The organism is Achromobacter sp., assembly GCF_050285585.1.
In the GTDB taxonomy this organism is placed as follows: domain Bacteria; phylum Pseudomonadota; class Gammaproteobacteria; order Burkholderiales; family Burkholderiaceae_B; genus Achromobacter.
Genome location: NZ_JBLZXF010000017.1, coordinates 1 through 22945 on the forward strand (window position 1 = coordinate 1; position 22945 = coordinate 22945).

General features: G+C 66.5%; 27 protein-coding genes and 1 tRNA gene. 14 read left to right on the plus strand and 14 right to left on the minus strand.

Annotated features, from left to right (window positions below; genetic code table 11):
- The 5 genes from ACN6PJ_RS20175 to ACN6PJ_RS20195 all read right to left on the minus strand — a co-directional run.
- A partial coding sequence (locus ACN6PJ_RS20175; protein ID WP_427997597.1) for a bile acid:sodium symporter occupies positions 1 to 335 on the minus strand: 335 nt, incomplete at its 3' end.
- A gap of 153 nt (positions 336 to 488) precedes the next feature.
- Entirely contained in the window at positions 489 to 1469 is a 981-nt protein-coding gene (gene pdxA, locus ACN6PJ_RS20180; RefSeq protein ID WP_427997599.1) for a 4-hydroxythreonine-4-phosphate dehydrogenase PdxA, read from the minus strand.
- Positions 1470 to 1538: 69 nt separating this feature from the next.
- The gene (locus ACN6PJ_RS20185) at positions 1539 to 1847 is read right to left on the minus strand and encodes a hypothetical protein (protein WP_427997600.1); all 309 of its coding nucleotides are present in this window, start codon (positions 1845 to 1847) and stop codon (positions 1539 to 1541) included.
- A gap of 42 nt (positions 1848 to 1889) precedes the next feature.
- Positions 1890 to 2348, minus strand: a complete 459-nt coding sequence (locus ACN6PJ_RS20190; protein WP_427989422.1) for an Lrp/AsnC family transcriptional regulator — start codon at positions 2346 to 2348, stop codon at positions 1890 to 1892.
- A 126-nt stretch (positions 2349 to 2474) separates the two neighbouring features.
- Positions 2475 to 3080 carry a hypothetical protein gene (locus ACN6PJ_RS20195; RefSeq protein ID WP_427997601.1) on the minus strand — a complete coding sequence of 202 codons (606 nt, stop codon included), beginning with the start codon at positions 3078 to 3080 and terminating at the stop codon, positions 2475 to 2477.
- A 172-nt stretch (positions 3081 to 3252) separates the two neighbouring features.
- Here ACN6PJ_RS20195 and ACN6PJ_RS20200 point away from each other — a divergent pair, with 172 nt between their 5' ends.
- Together ACN6PJ_RS20200 and ACN6PJ_RS20205 are read left to right on the plus strand one after the other, a co-directional pair.
- A complete protein-coding gene (locus ACN6PJ_RS20200) occupies positions 3253 to 3498 on the plus strand; it encodes a hypothetical protein (protein WP_129528610.1) in 246 nt (81 codons plus the stop codon).
- 234 nt (positions 3499 to 3732) lie between these two features.
- Complete coding sequence (locus ACN6PJ_RS20205) at positions 3733 to 3960, plus strand: hypothetical protein (RefSeq protein ID WP_427997602.1); 228 nt, start codon at positions 3733 to 3735, stop codon at positions 3958 to 3960.
- A 9-nt stretch (positions 3961 to 3969) separates the two neighbouring features.
- Here the strand turns inward: ACN6PJ_RS20205 and ACN6PJ_RS20210 are convergent, their stop codons facing one another.
- Positions 3970 to 4533 carry a DedA family protein gene (locus tag ACN6PJ_RS20210; protein WP_427997603.1) on the minus strand — a complete coding sequence of 188 codons (564 nt, stop codon included), beginning with the start codon at positions 4531 to 4533 and terminating at the stop codon, positions 3970 to 3972.
- Positions 4530 to 5972: a PLP-dependent aminotransferase family protein gene (locus ACN6PJ_RS20215; protein ID WP_427997604.1), complete on the minus strand. Its 1443-nt coding sequence runs from the start codon at positions 5970 to 5972 to the stop codon at positions 4530 to 4532. Before ACN6PJ_RS20215 ends, ACN6PJ_RS20210 begins: the two co-directional genes overlap by 4 nt.
- Before the next feature lie 169 nt (positions 5973 to 6141).
- On the opposite strand from ACN6PJ_RS20215, the gene ACN6PJ_RS20220 reads away from it, so the two are divergent.
- The 4 genes from ACN6PJ_RS20220 (at position 6142) to ACN6PJ_RS20235 (ending at position 8766) form a co-directional block, all read left to right on the plus strand.
- Entirely contained in the window at positions 6142 to 6522 is a 381-nt protein-coding gene (locus ACN6PJ_RS20220) for a hypothetical protein (protein WP_427997605.1), read from the plus strand.
- 20 nt (positions 6523 to 6542) lie between these two features.
- Positions 6543 to 6619: transfer RNA gene (locus ACN6PJ_RS20225), tRNA-Met, on the plus strand.
- Positions 6620 to 6845: 226 nt separating this feature from the next.
- Entirely contained in the window at positions 6846 to 7190 is a 345-nt protein-coding gene (locus ACN6PJ_RS20230) for a hypothetical protein (RefSeq protein WP_043548941.1), read from the plus strand.
- A gap of 298 nt (positions 7191 to 7488) precedes the next feature.
- On the plus strand, positions 7489 to 8766 hold the full coding sequence (locus tag ACN6PJ_RS20235; RefSeq protein ID WP_427997606.1) for a TIGR03862 family flavoprotein: 1278 nt from the start codon (positions 7489 to 7491) through the stop codon (positions 8764 to 8766).
- Here the strand turns inward: ACN6PJ_RS20235 and ACN6PJ_RS20240 are convergent.
- Both ACN6PJ_RS20240 and ACN6PJ_RS20245 read right to left on the minus strand, forming a co-directional pair.
- Positions 8748 to 9152 (minus strand): hypothetical protein, encoded by a 405-nt coding sequence (locus ACN6PJ_RS20240; protein ID WP_427997607.1) that lies wholly within the window; start codon positions 9150 to 9152, stop codon positions 8748 to 8750. The two genes, ACN6PJ_RS20235 and ACN6PJ_RS20240, sit on opposite strands and share 19 nt — an antisense overlap.
- 58 nt (positions 9153 to 9210) lie before the next feature.
- Positions 9211 to 9480, minus strand: a complete 270-nt coding sequence (locus tag ACN6PJ_RS20245) for a hypothetical protein (protein WP_231570458.1) — start codon at positions 9478 to 9480, stop codon at positions 9211 to 9213.
- 206 nt (positions 9481 to 9686) lie between these two features.
- On the opposite strand from ACN6PJ_RS20245, the gene ACN6PJ_RS20250 reads away from it, so the two are divergent.
- The 5 genes from ACN6PJ_RS20250 to ACN6PJ_RS20270 all read left to right on the plus strand — a co-directional run bounded on the left by ACN6PJ_RS20250 (position 9687) and on the right by ACN6PJ_RS20270 (position 13880).
- Positions 9687 to 9818 carry an entericidin A/B family lipoprotein gene (locus tag ACN6PJ_RS20250; protein ID WP_042792633.1) on the plus strand — a complete coding sequence of 44 codons (132 nt, stop codon included), beginning with the start codon at positions 9687 to 9689 and terminating at the stop codon, positions 9816 to 9818.
- A gap of 167 nt (positions 9819 to 9985) precedes the next feature.
- The gene (locus ACN6PJ_RS20255; protein WP_427997609.1) at positions 9986 to 10420 is read left to right on the plus strand and encodes a BPTD_2524 family lipoprotein; all 435 of its coding nucleotides are present in this window, start codon (positions 9986 to 9988) and stop codon (positions 10418 to 10420) included.
- 3 nt (positions 10421 to 10423) lie between these two features.
- A complete protein-coding gene (locus tag ACN6PJ_RS20260) occupies positions 10424 to 10834 on the plus strand; it encodes a hypothetical protein (RefSeq protein ID WP_427997610.1) in 411 nt (136 codons plus the stop codon).
- A 98-nt stretch (positions 10835 to 10932) separates the two neighbouring features.
- Entirely contained in the window at positions 10933 to 12225 is a 1293-nt protein-coding gene (locus tag ACN6PJ_RS20265; RefSeq protein ID WP_427997611.1) for an aspartate carbamoyltransferase, read from the plus strand.
- Positions 12226 to 12443: 218 nt separating this feature from the next.
- Positions 12444 to 13880 carry a diguanylate cyclase gene (locus ACN6PJ_RS20270; RefSeq protein ID WP_427997612.1) on the plus strand — a complete coding sequence of 479 codons (1437 nt, stop codon included), beginning with the start codon at positions 12444 to 12446 and terminating at the stop codon, positions 13878 to 13880.
- A gap of 67 nt (positions 13881 to 13947) precedes the next feature.
- On the opposite strand, the gene ACN6PJ_RS20275 is transcribed toward ACN6PJ_RS20270, so the two are convergent.
- The gene (locus tag ACN6PJ_RS20275; protein ID WP_427997613.1) at positions 13948 to 14847 is read right to left on the minus strand and encodes a recombination-associated protein RdgC; all 900 of its coding nucleotides are present in this window, start codon (positions 14845 to 14847) and stop codon (positions 13948 to 13950) included.
- 150 nt (positions 14848 to 14997) lie between these two features.
- On the opposite strand from ACN6PJ_RS20275, the gene ACN6PJ_RS20280 reads away from it, so the two are divergent.
- Entirely contained in the window at positions 14998 to 15207 is a 210-nt protein-coding gene (locus ACN6PJ_RS20280; protein WP_043548922.1) for a hypothetical protein, read from the plus strand.
- Between the two features lie 422 nt (positions 15208 to 15629).
- On the opposite strand, the gene ACN6PJ_RS20285 is transcribed toward ACN6PJ_RS20280, so the two are convergent.
- From ACN6PJ_RS20285 to ACN6PJ_RS20295, 3 genes are all read right to left on the minus strand, one after another.
- Positions 15630 to 17291, minus strand: coding sequence for an MFS transporter (locus ACN6PJ_RS20285; protein ID WP_427997687.1), 1662 nt, complete (start codon positions 17289 to 17291; stop codon positions 15630 to 15632).
- Between the two features lie 197 nt (positions 17292 to 17488).
- Positions 17489 to 18865: a sensor histidine kinase N-terminal domain-containing protein gene (locus ACN6PJ_RS20290; RefSeq protein WP_427997688.1), complete on the minus strand. Its 1377-nt coding sequence runs from the start codon at positions 18863 to 18865 to the stop codon at positions 17489 to 17491.
- A 115-nt stretch (positions 18866 to 18980) separates the two neighbouring features.
- Positions 18981 to 19670, minus strand: a complete 690-nt coding sequence (locus ACN6PJ_RS20295) for a response regulator transcription factor (protein ID WP_043548919.1) — start codon at positions 19668 to 19670, stop codon at positions 18981 to 18983.
- Positions 19671 to 19946: 276 nt separating this feature from the next.
- Between ACN6PJ_RS20295 and recA the strand changes: the two genes are divergently transcribed.
- Complete coding sequence (gene recA, locus ACN6PJ_RS20300; RefSeq protein WP_043548914.1) at positions 19947 to 21008, plus strand: recombinase RecA; 1062 nt, start codon at positions 19947 to 19949, stop codon at positions 21006 to 21008.
- A gap of 129 nt (positions 21009 to 21137) precedes the next feature.
- Entirely contained in the window at positions 21138 to 21809 is a 672-nt protein-coding gene (gene recX, locus ACN6PJ_RS20305; RefSeq protein ID WP_427997614.1) for a recombination regulator RecX, read from the plus strand.
- 36 nt (positions 21810 to 21845) lie between these two features.
- Here recX and ACN6PJ_RS20310 read toward each other — a convergent pair whose 3' ends face one another.
- Complete coding sequence (locus ACN6PJ_RS20310) at positions 21846 to 22763, minus strand: LysR substrate-binding domain-containing protein (RefSeq protein ID WP_427997615.1); 918 nt, start codon at positions 22761 to 22763, stop codon at positions 21846 to 21848.
- Positions 22764 to 22945: the final 182 nt, after the last annotated feature.

Consider the following 22945-nt stretch of genomic DNA (forward strand, 5'->3'; position numbering starts at 1 on the left):
GCGGGCAGGCAGCACAGGAACAGGATGCCCAGGTACAGCTCGGGCGTGACCAGCGGTTCCAGCACGGGCTTGAGCGCCAGGCCCAGCACGGGAAACATCAGGAAAGTCGCCGAGAAGATCGTCAGGTGGAGCTTCCAGTGCGTCAGGCCGGCGATGATCGCTTCGCGGGACAGCCGCGCCCCGTGCAGGAAAAACAGCAGGCCGACCGCGATGTTGGTAATCCATCCGAACACGACCACGCCTTGCCCGTGGGCGGGCAGGATGCTGGCGATGACGACGGTGCAGATCAGGTAGAGGGTGAAGCGGTCGGGAAGAAGGCGGGCAAGGCGTGACATTGGAGGATCGGGGGACGGACGGAAAGCGCCGCAAGGCGCCGGAAACGGGGCGTATTGTAGACTCGGGGCGGCCCGCCTTCCTGACAGGCAGGTGTCGGCCGCGCGCAAGGCGCGGCTTCGAGGGCGATACCGATGGGGCGGCGCTTGCCGCGTTCAGGGAGTCATGGCGAGCGCGAGGTCGAACGCCGCCACCAGCGAGGCGTGGTCGGCCAGGCCCTTGCCTGCGATATCGAAGGCCGTGCCGTGATCGACGCTGGTGCGCACGAAGGGCAGCCCGACGGTCACGTTCACGCCATGGTCCAGCCCCAGGTACTTCACCGGGATGAGGCCCTGGTCATGATATTGCGCCACGACGATGTCGAACTCGCCGCGCCGGGCGCGCATGAAGATCGTGTCGCCGGGCCAGGGGCCGCTGGCGTCGATGCCCTGCGCGCGGGCGGCGGCGACCGCGGGCTCGATGATGTCGATGTCTTCGCGGCCGAACTTCCCGCCTTCGCCGGCATGCGGATTCAGGCCCGCCACCGCGATCCGGGGATGCGCGATGCCCATTTGCCGGCAGGCCCTGTCGGCCAGCCGCAAGGCTGTCAGTTCGGCTTCCGGGGTGATGCGCGCGATCACGTCGGCCAGCGCCACGTGTATGGTCACCAGCAGCACGCGCAATTCGTCATTGGCGAGCATCATCGCGAAGTCGCGCGTGGCGGAGCGCTCGGCCAGGATTTCCGTGTGGCCGGGGTAGTCGATTCCCGCGGCGTGCATGGATTTCTTGTTCAGCGGCGCGGTGACGATGGCGCGGATGCGGCCGGCCTGCGCGTCGTCGATGGCGGCGCACACATAGTCATAGGCCGCGCGCCCGGCGGCCGCGTCGACCCGCCCGAGCGGCAGGTCGGCGGGCAGGGCGGGGCTGCAGGCGATGACGTCGATATGCCCCGCGTCGGCGCAGGCTTCGCCGACATCGGCGATCTCGTTCACCGTCAGCCTGGCGCCCAGCTGGGTCGCTGCGCGGCGCAGCGCGCCGGCGTCGCCGTACACCACGCAAGGCGCGCCCAGGCCCTGTGCGCATGCCTTGACGACGATTTCGGGGCCGATGCCTGCGGCATCGCCCATGGTGATTCCCACGGGCAGGGAGGTGTTCACGGTGCTTGGTGTCGGGGTTGCGATGCCGATAATGCTACACCCGTTCGCGGGCGCGGCCGGGGGGGGGCGTTACTGCTTGTCTTCCTTCGGCGGTTCGATGGCGCCGCATTCGAAGGTGACCGTGGCGCGCTTGGAGCCCAGGCCGGTCGCATGGTTGGAGGTGATCTTCGGCTTCTGCAGCTTGCGTCCGATGGACTGGCAGTACTGTTCGGCGCGTTGCAGCGTCTGGTTCTTGAGTTCGACCCAGGTCAGCAGCTGGGTGCCGGAACTGTAGGTGACGCTGTAGGTGTCCTTGCCGACGGAAGTGACCTCGCTCATGCTGGAACAGGCGGCCAGAAGGAAGAGCAGGGCGGCGGCGGGGGCAAGACGAGCAAGCATGGAGGGTCCTGAAATCGCGGTAGACATCATTACACCATCATTTCACGGCGCGCCCACGGCGCTGCGGCGGTCCACCTTGCGGCTGAGCACGATGGAGGTCTGGGTTTGCTTGACGCCGTCGATGAGGCCGATCCGGTCCAGCAGCGCATCAAGCTGCTCATGGGTTTCGCAGCGCAGGAAGATCAGGTAGTCGTACGGGCCGCTGACGGACGACACTTCCTCGACCTCGGGCATTTTCTCGAGCTCGCGGATCACCGCGGCGGGCGTCTTGGGCAGCACGCTGATGAAGCAATAGGCGCGCACCGCGGCCTCTTCCAGCAGGCGTCCCAGGCGCACGCCGTAGCCGGCCACGATGTGTTCGCGCTCCAGTCGGGCAATGCGCGCCACCACGGTGGTGCGGGCCAGCCCGAGCTTGCGCGCGAGAATGGCGGCCGGTTCGCGCGCATTGGCCTGCAGCAGGCTGAGCAATTGCCGGTCGATGGCGTCGAGTCTTTCGTTCATGCGTGGGGCGGTGGCATTGGGCGCGAGGGCGAGACTGCCGACGGTACAGGCCCCGGCCGGCCCGCGTCAATGCGGCGCGGGTGCGGGGCCCGGCCTGCGCCAGGTTCCTTTCAGCGTGGACAGGCCCTAGCCGTCCGATTCCGGCGGAATGCCGCCCTGGTAGATCCGCCCATCGAACTCGAAGCGGGTGATGGTCTTGCGCGCCGCGTCGAAGATGCGGTCGCGGCTGGCGGCGTCCAGGCCGTCATGGTCGGCGAAGCTGAAGCGGCAGAGATCGATGTCGCTGTCGTAGAACGCGGCGTGCACGAAGCGGCTGACGTCGAACTCATGGGCGAAATGCGCGAATTCGCGCAACTGCTCCATTTCGTGGAAAGACCCGTTGCGGCTGATGAGCAGCATGCCGAACTTGCGCTCTTCGTCCGCCGCGGGCTCCGGAGCCGGCGGGGCGCTGGCGGCCTGCGGTTCCGCGTAGTCGAAGCGCGCGCCCAATTCGTGCATGGAGGCCAGCACGCGTTGCCAGGTGTCTTCGTCCAGGGCGAGGCGGGCCGCCACGAAGAACAGGCGTTGCCGGCCCAGCGAGCGCGGCTCGGGGCCGCCGACAAAACTGGGCCAGGGGGCGGCCGCGTCCAGGCCCGCAAGTTCCGTCATGCGTGCGTCGCTGTATCCCAGCCTGTCCTGCAGGCGCCGCAGGGACCGGGCATCCGGGGGAACATAGTTCTGGATCGTCTTCATGGGCGCGCTCCGTTGGGCTGCGGGCGCCGCGAAACGGGGCCGGCGGCGTGCGCCTGGGCGCCCTTGCGGCTACGCTTTCATGCTAGCGCGCCGCGCCGGGCTTGCCTAGCGCCGGCCCGGGCGGGACGCGTGCTAGGATTTGCGCCGACTTTCAATGCCAGGAGGCTTACCCATGGACATCCAGGAACAAATCGCCGTCATCGTGCATACCATTTCGCACCAGGGCGGCCGTATCGACGCGCTGAACTCGACCCTGCTGTCGATGTTGCATCTGGTCAAGGCTTCGCCCGGCCTGCGCGAGGCGATCGAAGCCCAGCTGGAACAGAATTACTCCAGCCTGCTGGCCCGCTCCGAGAATCCGCAGTACGTGGCGGGATTCGAAAGCGTGCGCGACATGATCACGGCGGCCCTGAAGTAGGCGCGGCAAAACGGGGGAGTTACCCACAACTTCTGTGGACAAGCCTTGGGATAGCGCGGGCATAGCTGCGCAAATTCCTTTGATTACAAGGGCTTGCCGACGGCGCTCAAAGGCGGCTCCCGCCGCGCATTTGCACAGCTCCCCGCGGAGGTCGTCACGGGGCGCCCAAGCCGGGTAATATGCGCCCCCATGCGGAATCAGTATTCAATGGAATGCCGGGACGGATCGATGGCGATGCGCGTTTCGGAAGCGGCAAAGCTGGCGGCGTTCGACCCCGGCAAACTCTCGCCCGAGGCGCGCCAGAGCTGGGAGCGCATGGGGCACGGCTTCAAGGCCTGGCACGACTTCGACCAGCGCCATCCCATCCTGCGCCGCCTGGCGCGCCTGCCGTTGATCGGGGCCTGGTACCGCAAGGCCCGCCGCCGCCATGTGCTGCGGGCGAGCGGCCAACTGGTGGTCTGACGCCGGCGGCTACTTCCGGCGCCTGGCGTACAGGTGATAGGCAAGCGCGATGGCCGCGCCGATCGCGGCGGCCACCGCCAGCTTGGTCTCGACGCCATGCAGGCGCCCGAGCATGGATTCGATGGTCTGCCCGAACGCATAGCCCAGCGCGCTGAAGCACAGCGCCCAGATGGCGGCCGCGATGGCATTCAACGCGAGGAACCGCAGCGGCGATACGCGCGACACGCCCAGCGCCACGGGACCCACCGTGCGCAGGCCATACAGGAAGCGCAGGGTCAGGATAAAGCCATGGGGATAGCGGTCGATCAGCGCCAACGCCTTCTCGAAGGCGGGCTGCTCTCGGATCCGGCTGACGTAGCGATGGTCGCGATAGCGCCGGCCCAGGTAGAAGAGCAACTGGTCGGCCGCGAAAGATCCCGCGAATGCGCATAGCATGACCTCGGGCAGGTGCAGGAGGCGCTGGTGCGCCAGGAATCCCGCAAGCACCACCACGCTTTCGCCTTCCAGGAACGTGCCGGCCAGCACCGCCCACAGGCCGTAGTCCACGATGAATTGATGCAGCGCCGGGTTCATTTCTTCGGCCGCTCGCCCACGATGCGGGCCAGGGTCTGCAGGGCCTGGGTGATATCGGGCGAGATGCGCTGTCCGCAGCTGATGCGCAGGAAATGGTCGTAACGGGTGCCGTTCGAGAACATGGAGCCCGGCGCGACCCGTATGCCCTGGCGCAGGGCGGTCTCGAAAACATCCATGCCCGAGCGGCCGCCCGGCATTTCCACCCAAAGCAGCATGCCTCCCCGGGGCATGCTCAGGCGGGTGCCCTGGGGGAAATGCGCGGCGATGGTTTCGGCGGTCTGGTCGCGCTGGGCCTTCAGGTGCCGGCGCAGCCGCGACAGATGGCGATCGTATGCGCGCGCCCCCATGAATTCCGCCACGGCCATCTGCGCGAGCGGTTCGTTGGGGCGGCTCTGGGCGAATTTCAGCATGGCGATGCGGGCCTTCCAGCGTCCGCCGATCAGCCAGCCCAGGCGCATCCCCGGGGCCAGCGTCTTGTGCATGGACGAGCAATAGATGACATTGCCGGTCGCGTCCCAGGATTTGGCCGCGGGCAGCGGCGTGTCGTCGTCGGTCAGCGCGCCGTAGGTGTCGTCCTCGATCAGCGGCACCTGCTGGCGTTCGCACAATGCCACCAGCCTGGCCTTTTCGGCTTCGGGCATGACGCAGCCCAGCGGGTTCTGGAAATTGGGCACCACGACCACCGCGCGGATGTTTCCGTGCGTCTGGAAGGCCAGGTCCAGCGCCTCGATCGATAGCCCGTGCTGAGGGCTGGTGGGAATTTCCAGCGCGCGCATGCCCAGGCTTTCCAGGACCTGCAGCAGGCCGAAGTAGGCGGGAGACTCGACGGCGATGGTGTCCCCGGGGCGGGCCACTGCGCGCAGCGCCAGGTTCAGGGCCTCGATGCAGCCATGCGTGACGATGACGTCGTCGGGCGCCGCATTGATGCCATTGGCCAGCGCCCGGCGCGCGAGCACGGTGCGCAGCGCCGGATGCCCTTGCGGGGGGACGGAGCTGACCAGCACCTGGGGCGACTGGCGCAGCGCGCGCGTCATGGCCTGCTTGAGCGCTTCCATCGGATAGGCCTCGGGCACCGCCGCGGCCAGCGCGAAGTTGGCGCTGACGGGATGGGCCTCGCACTTGGCCACGAAATCCGACACCCGATCGTGGATGCCCACGTACTGCGCGGCCCCCAGCGTCTGTCGGATATCAGGTTCGTCCACGGGGGGAATGCGGGCGCGGCGCGGTTTCAGGACGAAATACCCGGAACGCGGCCGGGCTTCGATCAGGCCGTCGTCCTCCAGTTGGCGGCAGGCCTGCAGCGCGGTGGAGAGGCTGACGTGGTGGGTGCGCACCAGCGTGCGCACGGAGGGCATGCGCTGCTCCGGCGCGAGCACGCCCGCCTGGATGGCGCGGCGGTAGTGATTGGCCAGGCGTAGATAGAGCGGTTGCGGGTCCATGCGCCGATCATCCTCCCCGGGGCTGGAATGCAGGTAGGCACAGATTCCGGGAAAGTACACCATAACAGCGAGGAAATCGAGGATCTGCATCGGTACAGAAAGACAGTTTGTGTGGCTGTTGCGCATAGCAGGGGGCGCGTAGCCTGGGTATGTCCGACAGGAGATGACCATGAACTCGAATTTCGTCCCCGATGCCCAGGCGCGCCGCCTGGTGCTGGCCGCCGGGGCCTGCCAGCAACTCGTCCTGCGCGCCGGCGCCACCGTCGTCTGCGTCGACGGCAGCGTGCGCATCGATGAGCCGCCGACCGGCCCGGAAGCCGCGGGCGGCCTGCCTTGCGCCATTTCCGTGCGCGTCAATGCGGGCGAAGGGCACGGCCTGGCCTACGGCGGGGTGGCGCGCATAACGGCCATCGGCCGCGCGGAGGTGCTTTGCCTGGAACGGCCCGGCCTGGCGCGTCGCCTATTGCGTCGGGCAAGCGATTTTTTCCACCGGGAAATGGCCGGAACCCAAAAAAATTCCGTGGGTGCGCTGCACAAGATTTCAAAATGATGTATGATTCACACATCAGACGCGGGGTGGAGCAGTCTGGCAGCTCGTCGGGCTCATAACCCGAAGGTCGTAGGTTCAAATCCTGCCCCCGCAACCAGTTTCAAGCAGGACCCGGACAGCCGGGCGGCGCATCGGATGCGCCTCTCCTCTAAAAAAAGCCGCGATCATGTCGCGGCTTTTTTTTGCTTTGCCGGCCTCGCGCTTGCCTTGGGTCAAACCTTTGTTCCAGCCCGGGCTTTCCCGGGGGCGCGGGGCCGCACAGGGCGGCGCCCCTGCGCTACGATGGGTCACGCGCGCTAGGTTGCCGCATTCGAGGAGGGTCCATGGGAACAGCAAAATACGATCATCCCGGCTACGTCGCCGACACCGGCGCTGAAGGCAAGTACCACGTGGGCATCTGGTGCCCTCACGGCTATCCCGCCCATATCCATATCGGCCGCCCGGCGGAACGCGGCGATCCCCAGGCGCTGCTGCGGCTGCGCATACCGGACGGCGTATTCCAATCCCTGCCCGACGACCCCGAAACCCTGTGCCGCCGCGCGCTTGGCCAGGCCCTGGATGCCGGACTGCTGCGTTCGGTTTCCGTGGATGGCGAGTTCCAGGAGCTGCGCTTCGAGCTGGACGCCAAGCCCTGGTCGGGGCCGATGCAGGCCGCGATCCGCGCCTAGGGAAAGGCGCGCCGGATCGGCGGGGTGCCGGCGTCCGGGGGACTTGCCCACAGCGATTGTGGACAAGCCTTGGGATAGCCCCTGCGCATGTCGGCTTTTCCCCGCCATAACAAGGACTTGGCGCCATCGCTCAATAAACGCCCTTCGGGGCGTTTATCGCGTCGGGAGGCTTCATCGGCGGGGCTGTGCGACAATCCTCGCCGGGGCGCGTCCGCGTCCTTTCCCGCCGTCCTCCCGATTTCTCTTCCATGCACTGTGCTTCGCCTGTCCATCCCGTCGGCCTGAAGGCGGCGGCGCCATGAGTCCGTCCGTCAAGCGCGTTGCCGTCGTCGGCGGCGGTCCGGCCGGCCTGATGGCGGCGGAAAGGCTGAGCGAGCGCGCCGTGCAGGTGGACGTGTTCGATGCCATGCCCTCGGTGGGGCGCAAATTCCTGATGGCGGGGCGGGGCGGCTTGAACCTGACCCACAGCGAGCCCTCGGGCCCCTTCCTGGCCCGCTACGGCGACCGCGCCGCGCAGGTGGCGCCGTGGCTGGCGGCGCTGGATGCCGACGGCCTGCGGGAGTGGGCCCGCGAGCTCGGCATCCAGACCTTCGTGGGCTCGTCGGGGCGCGTGTTCCCCGAGGAAATGAAGGCCGCGCCGCTGTTGCGGGCCTGGCTCGCCAGGCTGCGCGCCCGGGGCGTGCGGCTGCACATGCGGCACCGCTGGCTCGGGTGGCCGGCCGGTTCGCGGCCGGGCGCCGCCGCGCTGCGCTTCGATACGCCCGAGGGCGAGCGCGTCTATGCGGCGGATGCCGTGATCCTTGCCCTGGGCGGCGGTAGCTGGGCCAAGCTGGGCTCGGACGGAGCCTGGGTAGCGGGCCTGCAGGCGCATGGCATCGGCGTTGCGCCGCTGCGCGCCGCGAATTGCGGCTTCGACGTGGACTGGTCGGATCACTTCCGCGAGCGCAACGCGGGGCAGCCCGTGAAGTCCGTGGCCATGGCCTGCGCGACCGCCGCGGGCGCGCGGCTGGCCAGGCAGGGCGAATTCGTCATTTCGCAAACCGGCATCGAAGGCAGCCTGGTCTATGCGCTGTCGGCGCACCTGCGGGACCGGATCGAGGCCGAGGGCGAGGCGATCGCCATGCTGGACCTGCTGCCAGACTGGCCCCAGGAAAAGGTGATGGCGGCGGTGGCTCATCCGCGCGGCGCGCGCTCCATGTCCAGCCATTTGCAGAGCCGCCTGGGATTGCGGGGCGTCAAGGCGGGCCTGCTGCGCGAATGCGCGACGGCGGAGGATTTCCGCGACCCGGCGCGGCTCGGCCTGCGCATCAAGGCGCTGCCGTTGAGACTGGCGCGGCCACGGCCGGTAGACGAGGCGATCAGCACGGCGGGCGGGGTGCGTTTCGATGCGCTTTCGCCGGGCCTGATGCTGCATTCGGCGCCCGGCGTATTCTGCGCCGGCGAGATGCTGGATTGGGAGGCGCCGACGGGCGGCTACCTGCTGACGGCCTGCATGGCGAGCGGTGTCGCCGCCGCTGCCGGTGTGATGGATTTCCTGGCGGCGGGCCAGGCGCGCGCTCAGGAACTCGACGAGTAGCGCGTCATGCCCGCGGGGGCGCGCGGCGCCAGATCGCCGACGACATGCCCCACGACCGGCGGACCGCCCTCGGGCTGCGTGATGATGCCGATCACCTGGGTGATGGCGCTGGCCGGGATGCTGGTGCCGTGCGCCGGATCCTGGACCAATTGCCAGATGGGGGCTTCTTCGGCGCCGGCTTCCTGCTCGGCGGGATTCGTGGTGTCCAGGCAGTTGCGGGCGAAAGACGACCAATCCGCCGCGCTGCAGGGCAGGCCATGCGTGGTGGCCAGCCGTGCCAGGGCCTGCGGAGCGTCGGGCTGGCCGGCGGCGTGCTGGGCGGCCGCGCCCAGGGTGACATCCAGCGACAGCAGTCGGAGAAACTCGACGACATTGTCCGTACTCATTATGGGTCTCCTGCTATAGCTGTTCTCTTCCTGGTCCTGCCGCCGGGCCTGCTGTGCGTCAGCCAGCCTGGCCCAGCATCGATACCAATGATTGTTTCAGGCGCGCCGAAAAAATCGGCACCGTATGGGAAACGCCGTTGCGGTCCACGCCTTCCTTAAGTTCGACAGACTGTCCGAGGAAAATATCCGGCGCGGCGCCGATTTCGTTATATCGGGCCAGCAGCTCGTTCACGTCGCGCTGCGCATCGGCCAGGGTGCTGCTGTCCGCAAGCTTGCCCGCGGCGTGCGCCTGCAGAATTCGATGCAGATCATCGATGAACAGGGCCAAAGCCGCCTGTCCGCGGCATTGAGGCTGTTCCCAACCCCAGCCTTGAGGGGAGGATCCGGCGCTCTGCGATACATGTTTCTTGATCATTTGCGCATCCTAATCCATTGCCGGCAATTTCGCGACAGGCGGGGCGGGAGGGTGATCCCCAAGTCGAGGGCTTTGCGGTATGCTGGGTTTCGCTTTTCTCGGCCAGACAGGAGATATTCATGAAAAACAAGGTCTTTCTCGTCATGCTGCTATCGATCGCCGCGCTTTCGGCGGGCTGCAACACTGTTGCGGGTGCTGGCAAGGACATTCAGCGCGGCGGGGAAAAGATAGAAGGCGCAGCCACCAAGTAGCGGGCTCGCCCGGCCGTCGCGATACGGGCTCAAGGCCGCACGTGAAATGCTCCAGCATTTCACGCGCGGCTTTTTCGTGGCGGCTCGCCCGCCTTGCGGCGGCGGCCCGGGCCCGTTTTGGGCTGGGGCATAATCACGGAAATCCGAATCTCGAAGCGGGAAGTGTCATGCGCAAGTCTGTGTGGGTGGGAATGGTGGTCGCGGCCGGGTTGTTGGCCGGCTGCGCGAGCCGAGGCGTCTACGAGTCCGATGCCGCCGTGAAGGAAACCTTCAGCGTCAATACCAACTACGAGGCGGCTTTCCGCCGCGCGGGCGAATACGTGCGCGTCTGCCACGTCCAGGTGCAGCATGCGTACAACGTGGCCTACGCCTGGCGTCACGTGAAGGGCGAGAAAGGCGCGCCGGACGAGGTGCAGCTCTATAAAGTGACGGAGCCCGCCAAGGTGCTGGAACTGATCTCCGCCGAGACCGACACGCCCTCGACGTCCAAGGTGACCGTCACCGTGCTGGGCGAAGGGCCGTGGGACGCGGCCGAGATCGCGGCGGCCAAGGCGTCCATCCAGAGCGCCACGCCGGTGTGCCGCAAGGGCGCCGAAGGCTGATCCATGGATATCCGCTCCCAGCAGATCCGCGCCGGCGCCGTATCGTTCTCGCTGCTGGTCGGGGCGTTTCGTTTCCTGGGCTGGCTCAATGGCGGCGCCGCGCTGATCCTGACAGGGTTTTCGCTGGGTATCGTGGGCGGCGACATCGCCGCGCCGGATCTGCAATTGCCGCTGGAGCTGCTGCTGGCCGGGCTGCTGGCGGGCTGCCTGGGGATGCTGTTCGCCTACCTGGCCCAGGTCAGTTTGTTGCGCCAAGGCTACACCGGACATCTGACGCGCGCGCATTGGCCAACGCAGATATTGGCCGCGATCTGCTACCTGCTGAGCGCGCTGGCCTTCTGCGCGGCCTGCTGGCTGGCGGCCGCGCAGGCCGTTACGGATCCTCCTCAGATGACGGCCTATGTGAGTCGTTGATTTGGGGTAAACCCTTGTGCGCAAAAATGTTGGACTTGCGTATGTGTTGAGAATAATATGCGCACTGCGTATATAAATCCTCCTCTTTGGGGCCCGCCATGACCATCTCCCAGCAAGCCTTCCTGCGCGACGCCATGCGGCGCCTCAACCTGACGCGTGACGTTTTCGCCACCCGCATCGGCGTCAAGCGCCGGGCCTTGGACACTTGGCTGCTGCCCGAGGGGTCGCAGGAATTCCGGGCGATGCCGGAGGTGGTGCAGCGCTTCGTCAGCGAAATCGTGCAGAACGGCGTTTTGCTGGAAAAATATACGCAAAGCGTACAAGAAGGCCCGTTGCGCGACCGTATTGCCGTGGAAGGCAAGCATCAACTGCTGTCGGTGGACCAGTTCACCCGCGAGTCCGTCGAAGACCTGTTCCGCGTGGCCGACATGATGCAGCCCATCGCGCGTCGCCAGAAGGTGTCGCGCGTGCTGGAAGGCGCGGTGCTGGGCAACCTGTTCTTCGAGGCGAGCACCCGGACCCGCGTGAGCTTCGGTTCGGCATTCTGCCGCCTGGGCGGCTCGGTGTGCGACACCACGGGCTTCACGTTTTCGTCGATGGCCAAGGGCGAGTCCATCTACGACACGAGCCGTGTCATGAGCGGCTACGTCGACGCCATGGTCATTCGCCATCCCGACCAGGGTTCGGTCGCCGAATTCGCCCGCGCCACCAATATTCCCGTGGTGAACGGCGGCGACGGCCCGGGCGAGCACCCCAGCCAGGCCCTGCTGGACCTGTACACGATCCTGACCGAGTTCTCGCGCCTGGGCAAATTGCTGGACGGCGCCCACATCGCCATGGTCGGCGACCTGAAGTATGGCCGCACGGTGCATTCGCTCATCAAGCTGATGGCGCTGTACAAGAACGTGAAGTTCTCGCTGGTGTCGCCCAAGGGCCTGGAAATGCCGTCCTACATCATCGACCAGGCCAGCCGCAACGGCAACGTGATCGAACAGAAGAGCTCGCTGGCCGACGGCCTGGCCGGCGCCGACGTGATCTATGCGACGCGCGTGCAGAAAGAGCGCTTTGCCAATGAAGAGAACGAAGGCTACACGCCGGACTTCCAGATCAATCGCGCAATCATCGATGCCTATTGCAGCCCCGAGACCATCGTGATGCACCCGCTGCCGCGCGACAGCCGCCCCGGCGCCAACGACCTGAGCGTGGATCTGAATCACGATCCGCGCCTGGCGATCTTCCGCCAGACGGATAACGGCATTCCCATCCGCATGGCGATCTTCGCGGTGCTGCTGGGCGTAGAGGGCCTGGTCCAGCACTCGATGCGCGATGTGACCTGGCAGCACCCCTCGCACGTCGGGCCGGACGATTCGGCCTTCCACGGCCTGGACTGACGGCTCGGCCACCCCGAATACCCCTGCGGCAAGGCCGCCTGGCCCGCCTTTGCAGGGGTTTTCAAGCATAATCCGCGCTAGCTTTTTTGCCGCCGGGCCGCCCCAAGGCAAAGCGCCCATCTGGGCGGCAGGCACGCACGGCGTGTGGGGGGAGGGCATCTGGCGCCTGTCGCGTGCCGCATCCCGGGCGCGCCCTTGAGCCTTCGGGCGGATTATCTATGTCTTCAAGCAGTCTTGGCATCCCGACTTCTTCCGGCGGGTCCGATGACACGCCCGGCCGGGCGTGCTACCTGAGCGCGTCCAACGAGCAGGCCTGGGCGGCCGTCTACCGATCGGTCGATGCCTATACCCGCGGCCAGGTCGCGGCGGTGGTGTCCGACAGCGTGGCGCAACTGGTGGATACGTTTTATTCGGTCTTGCTGGCGGATGCCGAGGCGGGGCCGCGCCTGTCCCATGACATCGTGGCCACGCGGCTGCACAGCGGCATGACCCGCTGGCTGAAGGGGCTGCTGTGCGTGCGCGATCAGGGCGACATCGGCGCCCTGATGGCCACGCAGAAGAAGGTGGGCGAGGTGCACGCCCGCGTGCATATTCCCATGCATCTGGTGATGGCCGGCGCGCGCATCCTGAAGAACGAGATTGCCCTGCGCCTGCGCGCGAGCGACCTGGACGGCCCGGCCGTTGCCGTCGCCATGCAGTATGTGGGCAATCTGTTCGATCTGGCGGTCGAACAGATGAGCCGCGCCTTCATGCGCGACATCAGCCGCGGCGCGCGCAACGACGAGGCGTATCGGCTTTTCGCCCTGGGGCAGAACATTTCCACTGAACGGGAGCGGCAGCGCGCGGCGTTGCTGGAATGGAGCCAGGCGGTGCTGATCGGCCTGCATTACCGCGCGCCGGGCCAGGCCCTGCCGCGCCTGGCGGCGTCCGAGTTCGGGCTGTGGCTGCAGCACAAGGGCGGCGCGATGTTCGAAAGCGCGCCGGCCCTGCAGCAGATCACCGAGGCGGTCGCCCGGCTGGACCAGGAGGTCTTGCCGCAGCTGATGCGAAATGAAACGCCGGGGCAGGCCTCTTCGATGCCGGATCACGTGCGCGAATTGCAGGAGCTGGTGGCGCGCATCAAGCATCTGCTCAACGGCCTGTTCGACATGGTGGCCGAGATCGAAAGCGGCAGCGACCCGCTGACCAACGTGCTGAACCGGCGGTTCCTGCCCTCGGTGGTCGGCCGCGAGATTTCGATCGCCCGCCGCCAGCGCAGCGAGTTTTCGGTCCTGCTGCTGGATATCGACCATTTCAAGGCCATCAATGACGAGCACGGCCACTCCGGCGGCGACCAGGTGCTGCGCCAGTTCGCGGAGGTGCTGCATCAGTCGTGCCGCTCCAGCGACTTCGTGTTCCGCTATGGCGGCGAAGAGTTCCTGGTGGTGCTGGTGGATGCGGGGCGGGAGGCGGCGCTGGCGGCTGCGGAGAAGCTGGGCGCCGAGATCCGCCGCCATGTGTTCACCGTGACCGAGGCCGGTCCGCTGCACATTACGGCCAGCATCGGCGTGGCCACGTTCGACGGGCATCCAGACTATGCCTACCTCATCGATCGCGCCGACAAGGCGCTCTACCGGGCCAAGCAGGCGGGCCGGGACCGCAGCGAGACCGCATAGAAAACGCCCCCTGGGGGGCGTTTCCATTTGCCTGGGGCGGCGGGGCGCGGGCCCTGCCGGCTAGGCTCTACACCTTCTTTTCGCCGCCGAGCGCGTCGACCAGCTCGGCCATCATCTTGGCCAGTTCGCCCGTCATGAGCATCATGTCGGAATCGAATTTCTCGTCGTCGTTGGCGGCCACGCCTTCGTTGCCTTCCTTCAGCACGTCCAGGGGGGCGACGCGCTTGATGTCCAGGCCCTCGGTCAGCACGAACGAGATGCGGTCTGCCCAGGTCATGGCCAGGCGGGTGCACTGCTTGCCGGACTGGATATGGCGGCGCACGTCGTCGGCGTCGATGGAATGCTTGACGTAGCGGATGGCCGCGCCGCTTTCCCCCGAGGAACGCAGTTCGGTGTCCTGGTCGATGGAAAAGTTGACGGGGGCCTCGTCTTCAGCCAGCCAGCCCGTCATTGCCGACGCGGGCGATTGCGCCACGTAGAGGTTTTCGAGCGGGAACGGGTCGATGCACTTGGCCAGCAGGCCAATGACTTCGTCGGCCTTGGCCGAGGCGGCGGCATCGACGACGAGCCAATGGTTTTGCGTATCGATCCACACGCGGGTGTCGCGGTACACGCTGAAGGCGCGCGGCAGGAGCTCGTCGGTGACGCGCTCCTTGATTTCCTTCATCTGCTTGCGGCCCGGCTTGTAGCCTTGCTGCTCTTCGATTTCCTGGGCGCGCGCCTTGGCCACCTGGTTCACGACGGTGCCGGGCAGGAGCTTTTTTTCTGCGCGCAGGCTGAGGAGGATCTGGCCATTGATGACGTGGGCCAGCCCGCCGTTTTCGCGGGGAGGGACCCAGCCCAGGCTTTGCATTTCCAGGTTGTTGCCGGCCTGGTAGGCATGCCGCGCCAGCGTTTCTTCAAGCTGGTCGCCGATCAGCGTCCACGGCGAGGAGAGGCGATAAATCTTGAGATTCTTGAACCACATGAGCGTCGGCCAAAAGGGGAGATTCTATACGACGCGGGCATATTGCCGAAGCGTCGCAATACGGCAGCGCGGCGCGACACCTTCTGTCACTGACAGCCGCCGGCCTATGCGCTAATGTCCGCGGCAGCAACGTCGAACTGGAGAAAACACATGAAGATCATTGGCGTCATCTTGATCGTGCTGGGCATTGCCGCCCTGGCCTACAAGGGCTTCAACTACAAGTCCGAGGAGACCGTGCTGCAGATCGGGTCGGTGAAGGCTACCGCCGAAACCGAGAAGTCGGTGCCCATCCCGGCGTGGGCCGGCATTGCGGCCATCGTGGCGGGCGTCGTGGCGATAGGCGTGGGCATGCGCCGCTGATCGCCCGGGATCTTTGGGGCCGCCGGCTGGCCCCGGGGCAGGCGACCGCCTTGCGGTCGCCTTTTTTGTGTTTGCTTGCGCAAAAAAAAAAGCGGCCCGGCTCAATGAAGGCCGGGCCGGTACGGGAGCACACAATACCGCGTCATAAAAGGCTCGCGGGGAACGCGGTATCGGTGTCAGAACACTGACCCTGCAATCCTCCGACAGGGGGATCAATCGTCGGCGGACCTGGTGCAAGACCGTAATCTGAGCGGCCAGTCTAATGTCGTCGGTCTGACATGGTCCTGAATCGGCCAAATACGCCGAAGCCGCCATCCGCGCGTCATCGATACGCCCCGGGGAAGCGGGCAAAAAAAAAGCTCCATAAGGAGCTTTTAAAGGCCGGGCGGGCGCAGCAGTCCCGTCCGGCGGGGGATGGAAGGTTAGGCGTTGATGTCGACGTCCTTGGTTTCGCGCACGAACAGCGTGCCGATGACCAGGGTCATCACCGCGATGATGATCGGATACCACAGGCCGTCGTAGATGTTGCCGGTTGCGGCGACCACGGCGAAGGCTACCGGAGGCAGGAAGCCGCCGAACCAGCCGTTGCCGATGTGGTACGGAAGGCTCATCGACGTGTAGCGGATGCGCGTCGGGAACATTTCCACCAGCATGGCGGCGATCGGGCCGTACACCATGGTCACGTAGATCACCAGGATGGTCAGCAGGACGACGACCATGACGTTGTTGGTCTGCGCCGGGTCGGCCTTGGCGGGGTAGCCGTGGCTGCGGATCGCGGTGGTGAGCGCCTTGTCCAGTTCCGCGACCTTGGCCTTGAAGTCGGCCGCGGGCATCGTCTTGCCGTCGAACGAGGCGAACTCGTCATTGCCGATCTTGACCTTGGCGACCGAACCGGCCGGAGCGGCTTCGTTCTTGTAGTTCACCGAGTTGCGGGCCATGAAGGACTTGACCACGTCGCAGGAGCTGGTGAACGACGAGGTGCCCACGGGGTTGAACTGGAACGAGCAGGTGGCCGGGTCCGCGATCACCGTGACGGGCGCCGTGGCCTGGGCCTTCTCCAGCGCGGGGTTGGCGAAGTGCGTGAGACCCTGGAAGAGCGGGAAGTAGGTGACGGCGGCGATCAGGCAGCCCGCCATGATGATGGGCTTGCGGCCGATCTTGTCCGACAGCGCGCCGAAGATCACGAAGAACGGCGTGCCGATCAACAGCGCGAGCGCGATCATGATGTTGGCGGTGTTCGCGTCGACCTTCAGCGTCTGCGTCAGGAAGAACAGGGCGTAGAACTGGCCCGTGTACCAGACCACGGCCTGGCCGGCGGTCAGGCCCAGCAAGGCCAGGATCACGACCTTCAGGTTCTTCCACTGGCCGAAGGATTCGGCGATCGGCGCCTTGGAGCCCTTGCCTTCTTCCTTCATGCGCTTGAAGGTCGGCGATTCGCTCAGTTGCAGGCGGATCCACACCGAGATGCCCAGCAGGACGACCGAGATCAGGAACGGAATGCGCCAGCCCCAGGCCTTGAAGTCGTCTTCGCCCATGAACGTGCGGATGCCGAGGATGACCAGCAGCGACAGGAACAGGCCCAGCGTCGCGGTGGTCTGGATCCAGGACGTGTAGAAACCGCGGCGGCCCTGGGGAGCGTGTTCGGCGACGTAGGTCGCGGCCCCGCCGTATTCGCCGCCCAACGCCAGGCCTTGCAGCAGGCGCAGCCCGATCAGGATGGCCGGCGCCGCCAGGCCGATGCTGGCGTAGCTGGGCAGGACGCCGACGAGGAAGGTGGACAGGCCCATGATCACGATCGTGACCAGGAAGGTGTATTTACGTCCGACGAGGTCTCCCAGGCGGCCGAACACCAGCGCGCCGAAAGGCCGGACGGCGAAGCCTGCGGCGAAGGCGAGCAGCGCGAAGATGAAGCCCGCGGTGGGGTTCACGCCCGAGAAGAAGTGCTGCGCGATGATGGCCGCCAGCGAGCCGTAGAGATAGAAGTCGTACCACTCGAAAACCGTGCCCAGGGACGACGCAAAGATGACGCGGCGCTCATCCTTGGTCATCGGGCGCGGACCCGCGGATGGGCCGCGGCCTGCCATGGTTGTTGTGCTCATGATGTCTCCTCGTTTTTGTTGCCGGCGGTGGTCCGCCGTGCACCGCCCTCCGCCGGCGACACCGACATCGAGAGCTATACGTAACATTGGGGGGCGAGGCTGACGAGGTTCTGACGGGATCCTTACTCGAATCTTAAAATTGAAACAACATGCTTCTTTCCCTGGGGGCGCTAGGGATAGTCCTAGCTGTCGAACAGGGGCGCCGGGTCCGCGTAGAGCGGGAAAACCACGCGGACGCGCATGCCGGGCAGGGACGAATGCGCGGTGGGGTGGTCGTGGATTTCGACGCTGGCCTGGTGCTTCTGCGCGATCTCGCGCACGATGGCCAGGCCGAGGCCGCTGCCGTCGGACATCGTGCCCAGGACGCGGTAGAAGCGGTCGAACACGCGTTCGCGCTCCTCGGGCGGAATGCCCGGGCCGGAGTCTTCCACATCCAGCACGGCGTGCCCGCGCAAGGCCTGCACGCGCACCGTGATGTGGCCGCCTCGGGGCGTGTAGCGCAGCGCGTTGTCGACCAGGTTGTTGAGGAGCTCGGCAAGCAGCAAGGGATTGCCGTTGATCTCCACGGGCGCGTCCGCGCCCTCGAATCCCAGGTCGGTGCTGAGCGACAGGGCTTGCGGCACCCAGTGCATGGCCTGTTCGTAGGCGATGGCATTGAGGTCGCTGCGGGTCAGCCCGATGGCGCTGGGGTTTTCCGCGCGGGCCAGCAGCAGCAATTGGTTCACCAGGCGCGTGGCCCGTTCCGAACCGGTCACGAGTTGGCGCAGGCTGGATTGCATTTCCTCGGGGCTGGCGTCGCGCAAGGCCAGTTCGGCCTGGGTGCGCAGGCCGGCCAGCGGCGTCTTCAGCTGGTGGGCCGCGTCCGCGACGAAGCGGCGCTGAGCCTGGACGTTGGAGGAAAGCCGGTCCAGCAGGTCGTTCATGGCCGCCACCAGCGGCGCGATCTCGGATGGCGCGGCGCGCTCGTCGATGGGCGAGAGGTCGTCGGGCCGGCGCGCGCGCAGCCGCTGCTGCAGCGCGTTCAGCGGCGCGACGCCGCGCGACAGTCCGAACCACACCAGCAGCACGGCGACGGGCAGCACCACGAACTGCGGAATGATCACGCCCTTGATGATGTCGTTGGCCAGCTGCGTGCGTTTTTCGACCGTCTCGGCGGCGATCAGCAGCGCGGGCTGCGTGTTCGGCAGATGCAGGTCCACCCAGGTGAACGCCAGCCGTATCCCGAAGCCGCGCAGCGTGGCGTCCTCGTACTGCACTTCGCCGGGATGGGGCTGGCCCACGCTGGAGGGCAGGGGCAGCGCCCGGTCGCCGCCCAGGTATTCGCCGCGGCTGCCCAGCGCCAGCCAGAACACGCTGTCGGTCTCGTCGGCATGCAGCACCTCGCGCGCCGCGTCGGACATCTTCAGCACGGCGCGCCCGTCCTGCGCGTGGACCTGCCGGGTCAGCACGTGGAGATTGTTTGCGAGCGCGCGGTCATAGGGCACGTTGGCGATGTTCTGCGCGACCACGTAAGTGATGGCGACGCTCATCGGCCACAGGAGGAACAGGGGCGCGAGCATCCAGTCCAGAATCTCGCCCAGCAGGGAACGCTGGGGCGGCGCGAAGCTCGGTCCCTTGGAACCGGCTTGCATGACATCCAGTGCTTCCTGGTTGAGCGCCTCCGGATGCGCGGGCTCAGCTTGCGAGGTAGGCCGCACCCTGGTCCCGCTCAAGACAGTAGCCCAGGCCGCGTACGGTCACGATCTTCACGCCGCTGGGCTCCAGCTTCTTGCGAAGGCGGTGGACGTACACCTCGATGGCGTTGGTGCTGACTTCCTCGCCCCACTCGCACAGATGGTCGACGAGCTGGGTCTTGCTGACCATGCGGCCGCTGCGGGTCAGGAGGATCTCGAGCAGGCTGACTTCGCGGGCCGACAGGTCCAGCGTCTGGTCGTCCACCATGGCCACCCGGCCGGTCTGGTCGAACAGCAGCCGGCCGTGCTTGAGCAGGGTCGCGCCGCCGCCGGCGCCGCGCCGGGTCAGCGCGCGCACGCGCGCTTCGAGTTCCGACAGCGCGAAGGGCTTGGCCATGTAATCGTCCGCGCCCAGGTCCAGGCCCTTGACGCGCTGTTCGATGCTGTCGGCGGCCGTCAGGATGAGCACGGGCAGGGCGGAATTGCGGGCGCGCAGGCGGCGCAGCACCTCCAGGCCGGCCAATTGCGGCAGGCCGAGGTCCAGGATGAGCAGGTCGAACGGCTGGGCCGCCAGGGCGGAGTCGGCCGCAAGCCCGTCGCGCACGGCATCCACGGCGTAGCCATTGTGGCGCAACGAACGGGACAGGCCGTCGGCCAGGATGCTGTCGTCTTCGGCGATCAGGATACGCATGGGCTACAGTAGAAAAAAATCCCGCGCCATGGCTGGGGCGGTCCGGCGGGGGTACGGGGACGAAACGCCGGGCTCGCCTGGGATTCTGGCATATGCCGGCCGGCTTGCCACTCAGGGTATACGTGCAAAACATTGGCACACTGTTTTTTTGTACAGTATAATCCGATGCCATAATCTGATCCGTAGCCCAAAGCACTGCCCAGGTCGGCGCGCCGGATCGGCCCGCCAGATCCGCAATCCCCTTCGACACCAGATACGTTACAGACAGGACTCTACATGGACGACAAAACCACCAAGGCCGCCGCCTCGGAAAAGGCCAAGGCACTTGCCGCCGCGCTTTCGCAGATCGAAAAGCAGTTCGGCAAGGGCTCGATCATGCGCTACGGCGACAACGAGGTCTCGCACGACATCCAGGTGGTTTCCACGGGTTCGCTCGGTCTGGATATCGCGCTGGGCGTCGGCGGCTTGCCGCGCGGCCGTGTCGTCGAAATCTACGGTCCGGAATCGTCGGGCAAGACCACGCTCACGCTGCAGGTCGTCGCCGAAATGCAAAAGCTGGGCGGCACCTGCGCCTTCGTCGACGCGGAACACGCACTGGATGTCCAATACGCCTCCAAGCTGGGCGTCAACCTGGCCGACCTGCTGATCTCGCAGCCGGACACGGGCGAGCAGGCGCTGGAAATCACCGACGCGCTGGTGCGCTCGGGTTCGGTCGACCTGATCGTCGTCGACTCGGTGGCCGCGCTGGTGCCCAAGGCCGAAATCGAAGGCGAAATGGGCGATTCGCTGCCCGGCCTGCAGGCCCGCCTGATGAGCCAGGCGCTGCGCAAGCTGACCGCCACCATCAAGAAGACCAACTGCATGGTCATCTTCATCAACCAGATCCGCATGAAGATCGGCGTGATGTTCGGCAACCCCGAAACCACCACCGGCGGCAACGCGCTGAAGTTCTATTCCTCCGTCCGCCTGGACATCCGCCGCATCGGCTCCATCAAGAAGGGCGACGAAGTCGTCGGCAACGAAACCCGCGTCAAGGTCGTGAAGAACAAGGTCGCGCCTCCGTTCAAGCAGGCCGAGTTCGACATCATGTACGGCGCCGGCATTTCGCGCGAAGGAGAAATCATCGATCTGGGCGTGGCCGCCAACGTGGTGGACAAGTCCGGCGCGTGGTACAGCTACAACGGCAACCGCATCGGCCAGGGCAAGGACAACGTCCGCGAATACCTGAAAGAGCACAAGGAACTGGCCATCGAGATCGAGAACCGCGTTCGCGAGAACCAGGGCATCGTCAGCCGTGCAGCCGAATTCGTGCCCACGGCGGAAGACACCGCCGAGTAAGCCCGCGGGCTCGCCGCCTGCCCTTTGCAGTGGGGCGCGGCAGGCCCCGCGGCGATGCCGGGCGCAGCCCGGCGACTTGCGGCAGGCGCCAGGACGGGCCTGCCGTTATGCATCGCAAGCAGGAAACGCATGAGCTGGAAACCGCCCCAGGCGTCAGCCGACCGTCTTCGCGCCAAACTTGACGACGAGTTCGAAACCGTCGCCAGGCCCCAGGGCTTGCGCCGCACGTCGGACGCCCGGCGCGAGCCCGACGAGGCCGAGGCCGGCGCTGAAGATGGCTGGCGGCGCAGCTCGGAGGAGCGCGCGGCGGCGCGCGGCCGCCAGGCCGCCGATGACGCGGAGGGCGGCAAGCCCGCGCGCAGCGGTCCGTCGCTGAAGATGCGCGCCGTGGGTTATCTGTCGCGGCGCGAGCATGCCCGCAACGAGCTGGCGCGCAAACTCGCTCCCTATGCCGAAGACCCATCCGAAGTCGAGGCCGTTCTCGACGCGCTGGAGAAAGAAGGCTGGCTGTCCAACGAACGCTTCGCGCAGGGCCTGGTCCATCGGCGCGCTTCGCGCCAGGGCACGGCGCGCATCGTCCAGGAACTGCGCCAGCATGGCGTGGACGACAATCAGGTCGCCGAATTGCGCGACCAACTGCGGGCCACCGAATACGACCGCGCGCTGGAAGTCTGGAAGAAGCGCTTCCATGCCAGGCCCGAGGATCGCGCCGCCTACGCCAAGCAGGCGCGCTTCCTGGCCAGCCGCGGCTTTGCGCACGACGTGATCCGCCGCATCCTGGGCGAAAGCGACGAAGACTGATCCTCCCGCGGCCGCCGCGGGATGGCGGGCGCCCTGCTATTTCGCCGACTTGATGCCGGACAGCGTCTTGAAGCAGACGTCGCGCGTGATCGTCAGGAATTCGTCGATGTACGACGCGTCCGTGTCTTCGCTGCGCACCGTGGCGTACAGGGTGCGCCACACGCCTTGCGGCCCCAGCCTGCACAGCCGCAGCCACCCCTGGTTCATGTATTCCGTCAATGCCCAGTTCGGCAGCGCCGCCACGCCGCGATTGCTGGCGACAAGCTGCGCGATGATGGGGGTGAGTTCCGCCTTGCGGACGGCCGCCGGTTCCACGTCGGCCGGGTCCAGGAAGGCGGTGAAGATATCCAGGCGCTGCTTGTCCACCGGATAGGTAATGAGCGTCTGGTCGGCCAGTTGGTCCGGCATGATGAATTTGCTGCCGGCCAGCGGATTGGATTCCGACACCGCCAGCACCAGCTCGTACTTGAACAGGGGCAGGTATTCGACCGCGTCCAGCGGCTGCGGGTCCGACGTGATGACCAGGTCCAGATCGCCGCGCACCAGCGCGGGCAGGGGAGCGAACGAAAACGCGGCCGACAGGTCCAGCGCCACGTCCGGCCATTGCGCGCGGAAGGCGTCCAGCGCCGGCATCAGCCATTGGAAACATGAGTGGCAATCGATGGCCAGGTGCAGGCGGCCGGTGCGGCCGGCGGCCAGCCGCTGCAATTCCCGTTCGGTCGAGCGGATGCGTGGCAGCACCTCGTCCGCCAGCGCCAGCACGCGCAGCCCGGCGGTGGTCAGGCGGGCCGGCCGCGTGCGCCGGTTGAGCAAGGGCGTGCCCAGGCGGGTTTCCAGGTCGCGTAACTGGTGCGACAAGGCGGACTGGGTCAGGTGGAGGCGTTCGGCGGCTTCTTGCAGGCTGCCGCCCTCGCGGATGGCGGTCAGCGTTTCAAGATGGCGGATTTCTAGCATGGGCGGGGACGGAAGGTAGAAAGCAACGATGGGCCGAACCCAGCGGTTCGCGGCGAACCCCATGGGGGTAATGAGCTTATATTGTATGAGATTTACTCATTTTATGAATGTAGACATTGATTTTGATTCATCTAGTTTTGCCGGCACAATAGCCGTCACTTGAACAAATTTTGTCTAACGGC

Coding starts and splice junctions, on each gene's coding strand:
- ACN6PJ_RS20185 (WP_427997600.1), bottom strand. CDS start 1,847: ATGCTTGCTCGTCTTGCCCCCGCCGCCGCCCTGCTCTTCCTTCTGGCC.
- ACN6PJ_RS20190 (WP_427989422.1), bottom strand. CDS start 2,348: ATGAACGAAAGACTCGACGCCATCGACCGGCAATTGCTCAGCCTGCTG.
- ACN6PJ_RS20195 (WP_427997601.1), bottom strand. CDS start 3,080: ATGAAGACGATCCAGAACTATGTTCCCCCGGATGCCCGGTCCCTGCGG.
- ACN6PJ_RS20200 (WP_129528610.1), top strand. CDS start 3,253: ATGGACATCCAGGAACAAATCGCCGTCATCGTGCATACCATTTCGCAC.
- ACN6PJ_RS20205 (WP_427997602.1), top strand. CDS start 3,733: ATGCGCGTTTCGGAAGCGGCAAAGCTGGCGGCGTTCGACCCCGGCAAA.
- ACN6PJ_RS20210 (WP_427997603.1), bottom strand. CDS start 4,533: ATGAACCCGGCGCTGCATCAATTCATCGTGGACTACGGCCTGTGGGCG.
- ACN6PJ_RS20215 (WP_427997604.1), bottom strand. CDS start 5,972: ATGGACCCGCAACCGCTCTATCTACGCCTGGCCAATCACTACCGCCGC.
- ACN6PJ_RS20220 (WP_427997605.1), top strand. CDS start 6,142: ATGAACTCGAATTTCGTCCCCGATGCCCAGGCGCGCCGCCTGGTGCTG.
- ACN6PJ_RS20230 (WP_043548941.1), top strand. CDS start 6,846: ATGGGAACAGCAAAATACGATCATCCCGGCTACGTCGCCGACACCGGC.
- ACN6PJ_RS20235 (WP_427997606.1), top strand. CDS start 7,489: ATGAGTCCGTCCGTCAAGCGCGTTGCCGTCGTCGGCGGCGGTCCGGCC.
- ACN6PJ_RS20240 (WP_427997607.1), bottom strand. CDS start 9,152: ATGAGTACGGACAATGTCGTCGAGTTTCTCCGACTGCTGTCGCTGGAT.
- ACN6PJ_RS20250 (WP_042792633.1), top strand. CDS start 9,687: ATGAAAAACAAGGTCTTTCTCGTCATGCTGCTATCGATCGCCGCGCTT.
- ACN6PJ_RS20255 (WP_427997609.1), top strand. CDS start 9,986: ATGCGCAAGTCTGTGTGGGTGGGAATGGTGGTCGCGGCCGGGTTGTTG.
- ACN6PJ_RS20260 (WP_427997610.1), top strand. CDS start 10,424: ATGGATATCCGCTCCCAGCAGATCCGCGCCGGCGCCGTATCGTTCTCG.
- ACN6PJ_RS20265 (WP_427997611.1), top strand. CDS start 10,933: ATGACCATCTCCCAGCAAGCCTTCCTGCGCGACGCCATGCGGCGCCTC.
- ACN6PJ_RS20270 (WP_427997612.1), top strand. CDS start 12,444: ATGTCTTCAAGCAGTCTTGGCATCCCGACTTCTTCCGGCGGGTCCGAT.
- ACN6PJ_RS20275 (WP_427997613.1), bottom strand. CDS start 14,847: ATGTGGTTCAAGAATCTCAAGATTTATCGCCTCTCCTCGCCGTGGACG.
- ACN6PJ_RS20280 (WP_043548922.1), top strand. CDS start 14,998: ATGAAGATCATTGGCGTCATCTTGATCGTGCTGGGCATTGCCGCCCTG.
- ACN6PJ_RS20285 (WP_427997687.1), bottom strand. CDS start 17,291: ATGGCAGGCCGCGGCCCATCCGCGGGTCCGCGCCCGATGACCAAGGAT.
- ACN6PJ_RS20290 (WP_427997688.1), bottom strand. CDS start 18,865: ATGCTCGCGCCCCTGTTCCTCCTGTGGCCGATGAGCGTCGCCATCACT.
- ACN6PJ_RS20295 (WP_043548919.1), bottom strand. CDS start 19,670: ATGCGTATCCTGATCGCCGAAGACGACAGCATCCTGGCCGACGGCCTG.
- recA (WP_043548914.1), top strand. CDS start 19,947: ATGGACGACAAAACCACCAAGGCCGCCGCCTCGGAAAAGGCCAAGGCA.
- recX (WP_427997614.1), top strand. CDS start 21,138: ATGAGCTGGAAACCGCCCCAGGCGTCAGCCGACCGTCTTCGCGCCAAA.
- ACN6PJ_RS20310 (WP_427997615.1), bottom strand. CDS start 22,763: ATGCTAGAAATCCGCCATCTTGAAACGCTGACCGCCATCCGCGAGGGC.